At 45.2% G+C, this 5,143-nt stretch carries 7 protein-coding genes; 5 read left to right on the top strand and 2 right to left on the bottom strand.

From position 1 onward, the window contains the following. Positions 1 to 1,220 (top strand): F0F1 ATP synthase subunit beta (atpD, locus tag IQ242_RS16180; protein WP_193960662.1); only part of this gene is annotated, 1,220 nt, incomplete at its 5' end. A gap of 74 nt (positions 1,221 to 1,294) precedes the next feature. Continuing rightward, positions 1,295 to 1,711, top strand: coding sequence for an ATP synthase F1 subunit epsilon (atpC, locus tag IQ242_RS16185; RefSeq protein ID WP_147070145.1), 417 nt, complete (start codon positions 1,295 to 1,297; stop codon positions 1,709 to 1,711). 357 nt (positions 1,712 to 2,068) lie between these two features. Here atpC and IQ242_RS16190 read toward each other — a convergent pair whose 3' ends face one another. Then, positions 2,069 to 2,392 carry a 30S ribosomal protein PSRP-3 gene (locus IQ242_RS16190; protein ID WP_002760450.1) on the bottom strand — a complete coding sequence of 108 codons (324 nt, stop codon included), beginning with the start codon at positions 2,390 to 2,392 and terminating at the stop codon, positions 2,069 to 2,071. A 103-nt stretch (positions 2,393 to 2,495) separates the two neighbouring features. Between IQ242_RS16190 and mutT the strand changes: the two genes are divergently transcribed. The 3 genes from mutT (at position 2,496) to mraY (ending at position 4,649) form a co-directional block, all read left to right on the top strand. Then, positions 2,496 to 2,900, top strand: a complete 405-nt coding sequence (gene mutT, locus IQ242_RS16195; protein ID WP_193960663.1) for an 8-oxo-dGTP diphosphatase MutT — start codon at positions 2,496 to 2,498, stop codon at positions 2,898 to 2,900. 372 nt (positions 2,901 to 3,272) lie between these two features. After that, complete coding sequence (locus tag IQ242_RS16200; protein ID WP_002760451.1) at positions 3,273 to 3,536, top strand: DUF3134 domain-containing protein; 264 nt, start codon at positions 3,273 to 3,275, stop codon at positions 3,534 to 3,536. A 45-nt stretch (positions 3,537 to 3,581) separates the two neighbouring features. After that, positions 3,582 to 4,649: a phospho-N-acetylmuramoyl-pentapeptide-transferase gene (mraY, locus tag IQ242_RS16205; protein ID WP_193960664.1), complete on the top strand. Its 1,068-nt coding sequence runs from the start codon at positions 3,582 to 3,584 to the stop codon at positions 4,647 to 4,649. On the opposite strand, the gene IQ242_RS16210 is transcribed toward mraY, so the two are convergent. Then, positions 4,650 to 4,973 carry an iron-sulfur cluster assembly accessory protein gene (locus tag IQ242_RS16210; protein ID WP_193960665.1) on the bottom strand — a complete coding sequence of 108 codons (324 nt, stop codon included), beginning with the start codon at positions 4,971 to 4,973 and terminating at the stop codon, positions 4,650 to 4,652. Positions 4,974 to 5,143 lie beyond the last annotated feature (170 nt).

A 5,143-nucleotide genomic window follows, 5' to 3' on the forward strand; every position in this document is an offset into this window, starting at 1 on the left:
GTATGGATATCGTGGACACTGGCGCGGCGATTAGCGTTCCCGTGGGTAAATGCACCCTCGGTCGGATTTTTAACGTTCTTGGTGAACCCGTGGACGAAAAAGGACCGGTTAACGTCACCGAAACCTCTCCTATTCACCGTCCCGCTCCCAAATTAGTCGATCTTGAAGTAACACCGACGGTTTTTGAAACCGGTATCAAGGTGATTGACCTGCTCACCCCCTACCGTCAAGGGGGCAAAATCGGCCTCTTTGGGGGTGCTGGTGTGGGCAAAACCGTCATTATGATGGAATTAATCAACAATATCGCCATTCAACACGGGGGTGTCTCGGTTTTTGGCGGTGTGGGTGAAAGAACCCGCGAAGGAAACGACCTCTACAACGAGATGATCGAATCGAAGGTAATCAACGCTGATAACCCCGAAGAATCGAAAATCGCCCTCGTTTACGGTCAGATGAACGAACCCCCCGGAGCGAGAATGCGCGTCGGTCTCTCCGCTTTGACCATGGCCGAATATTTCCGCGATGTCAATAAGCAAGACGTACTCTTATTTGTCGATAATATCTTCCGTTTCGTGCAAGCTGGTTCGGAAGTATCGGCGCTCCTCGGTCGGATGCCTTCTGCGGTAGGATACCAACCCACCCTCGGCACTGATGTAGGCGACCTGCAAGAGCGGATCACCTCCACCAAAGAGGGATCGATCACTTCCATCCAAGCGGTCTATGTACCGGCGGATGACTTGACTGACCCCGCTCCCGCTACTACCTTCGCTCACTTGGACGGAACAACCGTACTATCCCGGGGTCTGGCTTCCAAAGGTATCTATCCGGCGGTAGATCCCCTCGGTTCCACCAGCACCATGCTCCAAGCTGATATCGTCGGTGATGAACACTACGGCACCGCTCGCGCCGTCCAATCTACCCTGCAACGCTATAAGGAGTTACAGGACATCATCGCTATTCTCGGTTTAGACGAATTATCGGAAGAAGATCGTCTCACCGTTGACCGCGCTCGCAAAATTGAGCGTTTCCTCTCGCAACCTTTCTTCGTGGCCGAAGTGTTCACCGGTTCTCCGGGTAAATACGTTACTCTCGCTGATACGATCAAAGGCTTCCAGATGATCCTCAAAGGTGAACTCGATAGCTTACCCGAACAAGCGTTCTACATGGTCGGCAGTATCGATGAAGCGATCGCTAAAGGCGCAAAACTCAAAAAAGGCTAATTAAAAGTCAGTAGTAACCGCGTTTAGCGGTTACTTAACCCAGAAATCTGCCAAAATTATCGTTATTATCACCAATGAGCATTACAGTACGGGTTATTACACCCGATCGCATTGTCTGGGATAACGTGGCCGAAGAAGTAATCCTACCCAGTTCCACAGGACAATTAGGTATTCTTAGCGGTCACGCTCCTTTATTAACTGCCCTGAATATTGGCGTAATGCGAATTCGACCGGGGAAAGACTGGGAAAATATCGCAGTTTTGGGCGGTTTTGCCGAAGTCGAAAATAATGAGATCAAAGTCCTCGTCAATGGGGCGGAATTAGGCTCAAAAATCGATAAGGAAAAAGCTCGCGCCGAATACGAACGGGCCCAAACTCGTCTCGATGAAGTCAGTAAAGGGGATGACCGTCGCAAAACTATCCAAGCGCAACAAGCATGGCGCAAAGCTCGCGCTAGATACCAGGCCGCTGGCGGTTTAGTATCGGTTTAAACCCAACCAAATCAAATTAAATTAAAGCAAAATCGGGCGGGTTTATATAAACCTACCCGATCAATTTTTTAGTGATCAGTTATCAGTTATCAGTTATCAGTTATCAGTGATCAGTTATCAGTTATCAGTGATCAGTTATCAGATTTGAGGTTTCAGAACGTAGGTTGGGTTGAAGCATGAAACCCAACGCCCGCATGGGTTACGCTACCGCTAACCCATCCTACAAATAATTGTGCCTCCCTACTTATTGAGAAGTTGCTGTTCTCCTGCTGCTCGGTGATCACTGAAAAAGTTTCCTGTTTTCCGTTGCCTAAAACTGGAGATTTTGTCGCTCCCCATTAAGATAACTGCTATAAATTAATTGCTACCACTAAAAACAACTTCGGGGAATTTTAACTGTGCATCGGCCATGGGGATTTGTCGGCCTTGATTGCGTAACTCTTGCCAAAAATTAATCACTTCTGTGGCTTTGTTGAGAACATCAACGCGATCGGACTCATCAATCCAGTGTTTTGCTTCTAACTCCTCTTGCAGTTGTTGCCAAGCATCATTGCGCGGCCAGAAAAAATAAGCGGTGAGGGGGCTAGTTCCTTTGCCGACCACCTGATCTACAGCGATCGCTACGTTCTGATCTAACCACAATACTTTTAAAATAAACTTTGATTCGGAACTGACTGTCATTGTTAATCGTTAATCGTACAATTCTCGATTATATCATCTTTTGACTCAATTTTCCGCAGTCAGTTTTTAACTATTTTTTCCGATTTTTTCGCTAATAACCGCTATGATTCCAGAAACAGACTCTTTACCCTGTAAACAAATCGGTGTGGCCGTAATTAGAGATGATCGAGATTTAATTTTAATCGATCGCCGTCTAGCCAAGGGACTCTTGGGCGGTTTTTGGGAATTCCCCGGTGGCAAAATCGAAGGCAATGAAACGGTACAGGAATGTATTAAACGGGAGGTATTAGAAGAAATTGGCATTGAAATCGCAGTGGATAGTCATTTAATCACCATCGATCACACCTATAGTCATTTTCGGGTTAATCTACAAGTATATAACTGTCGTTATCTCAGTGGCCAAGCAAGAGCGATCGAATGTGAAGAAATCCGCTGGGTAACTATCCAGGAACTAGATAATTACACTTTCCCCGCGGCCAATCAAGAGATTATCAAAAATTTGGGTTAAAACCCCGTCCTTTTAGGACGGCTTTAAGCTACAATGGAAAAAGCGATAACCAAGCTAAACACTGAACCTTGACAACAGATAGTAGGGGGTTTTGTTCAGAAAAGAATTCAAATTCGGCCTTGAACGAGTAAAACTTTCTAGGAAATAAGGTTGAACATGAGATTTTTTCGACTTGTTCAAAGTGGCCGGAGGGCATCCGGACACTCAAAACGGACGGGTCGAAAGAGTCAGACTTAAGCAATTAAGCGTTTTTCGGTGAAGCGTCAACCCCATTCAGCGACCACCCTAAAAAAGTGGCGTGGTGAGGAATCGCCGTCCGTTTTACGGCGGCGAGGATGTCAACAGAGCCTTAAAAGACATGGTAAACTCGAAATGATTGCTGCTAATCGTCGAGTAATTATGCTTAATCCTTCTATTCGTCAAGAACCCCGCTACGAACCGGCCGCGGTTATTCCTCTAAAAAAAGACGCTTCCATTGTCGAGTGGTTAGAAAAAAATAATCGCATGATTCCCCGGGATAAAATCGCCGAACCAGATCTCACTCTCGAAGAAGATGTGGAACTATCTGAACTCATGGATGTCGATGATATCGGTTATGATGACGACGAAGATGAATTAGTCTTAGATGAAGATTAATCCCGTCTTCTTTGGCAAATTTTACCCTTATCTGACGCTTTAGTCGTGAACGCTAACATTTTTTCCGCCCCTATCTTTAAAAAACCCACTGGAACCCATCTCCTGATTCTACTAACGGGATTACTATTTCTGTTAGTAGTTTTTTTTCAGGCCACTAATTCCCTGTTACTGCCCTTGATTGCCACAACTTTAATCAGTGGTGGTCTTGGTTGTCAAGTAGTACCGATGCTACGGCGCTTGAAAATGGGTCAGATCATGCGCGAAGATGGACCCCAGGCTCATTTAAAGAAAGCAGGAACCCCGACCATGGGAGGCAGCTTTTTTGTGCCAGTAGCCCTTATTTTCGCTTTAATCTGGTCTAAATTCACTCCTAATGTGGTGGCGGTTGCTTTGCTGACCTTTGTTTACATGGGTATCGGTTGGTTAGATGATTGGCAAATTCTGCGTTATAAGTCGAATAAAGGCCTATCTCCCCAGATGAAGTTAATTTTACAGATAACGGGGGCGGTGCTTTTTTGCCTCTGGATGTTGGTCAATCAGGTGAGTACCGATATCACCCTTTGGGGTCGATTAGTCATTCCTTTGGGCTTTTTCTTCTGGATTTTGGCGGGATTTGTCCTTGTGGCTGAAAGTAACGCCACTAATCTCACCGATGGGGTGGATGGATTAGCGGGGGGAACAGGTGCGATCGCTTTTTTGGGTTTAGGTATTATTATCGCTCCTAGTCATCCAGATTTAGCGATTTTCTGCACTTGTTTTGCTGGTGCTTGTCTAGGCTTCATTTTTCATAACCGCAACCCCGCTAAAGTGTTCATGGGTGATACGGGTTCCCTCGCTTTGGGAGGTGCTTTAGCTGCAGTGGGTTTAATTACTGGACATCTCTGGGGATTATTTTTAATTAGTGGTCTGTTCTTTCTGGAATCTCTTTCGGTAATCGCTCAGGTTATCTATTATAAAGCCACAAAAGGACCCGATGGCAAGGGCAAAAGATTATTAAAAATGGCTCCTTTTCATCATCATTTAGAATTAAGTGGTTGGACGGAAACCAAGATTGTGGGAGCATTTTATCTGGTTAATGCGCTTTTAGTTGTCCTGGCTATTTGGAGCAGTTAATTAGGCGCTAAAGGAAAGACCACAACCGCAGGTATTTTGGGTGTTGGCATTGGTAAAACGGAAACCACCACCCATTAAATCTTCTGAATAGTCTAATTTTAAAATTTGTAGGTAGCGATCGCTGTCAGGATCGACTAAAATATTAATACCATGACTTTGATAAAAGCGATCGTTTTCTGCCGCAATAGGGGTTAATTCGAGATGATAGTGAAGTCCCGAACAACCACCGTTTTTTACGGCCAAACGCAGATAGGAACCACTCAGGCGACGGCTTTGACTCCAACGTTCAATTTCTCTAGCGGCGGCGGGACTTAATTCGATCATTGTTTTTGAGACTATTGTAATAATAATATCAAGTTCTTGTGAAGTTATACCACAGTTGTTGTCAAACTTTATGTTAAGTAGCTGGTTATAATTAAATTAAAAATGGATTTTAGGTTCGATCCCCCCTTAGTCCCCCCTTGATAAGGGGGGTGCCGATCCCCCCTTAGTCC

The sequence above is a fragment of the Microcystis sp. LEGE 08355 genome (assembly GCF_015207185.1).
GTDB lineage: Bacteria > Cyanobacteriota > Cyanobacteriia > Cyanobacteriales > Microcystaceae > Microcystis > Microcystis panniformis.

Bases quoted from the DNA above. Each gene is read 5' to 3' on its own strand.
- IQ242_RS16210 (WP_193960665.1), bottom strand. From the start codon at position 4,973: ATGATCGAATTAAGTCCCGCCGCCGCTAGAGAAATTGAACGTTGGAGT.
- atpC (WP_147070145.1), top strand. From the start codon at position 1,295: ATGAGCATTACAGTACGGGTTATTACACCCGATCGCATTGTCTGGGAT.
- IQ242_RS16200 (WP_002760451.1), top strand. From the start codon at position 3,273: ATGATTGCTGCTAATCGTCGAGTAATTATGCTTAATCCTTCTATTCGT.
- mutT (WP_193960663.1), top strand. From the start codon at position 2,496: ATGATTCCAGAAACAGACTCTTTACCCTGTAAACAAATCGGTGTGGCC.
- IQ242_RS16190 (WP_002760450.1), bottom strand. From the start codon at position 2,392: ATGACAGTCAGTTCCGAATCAAAGTTTATTTTAAAAGTATTGTGGTTA.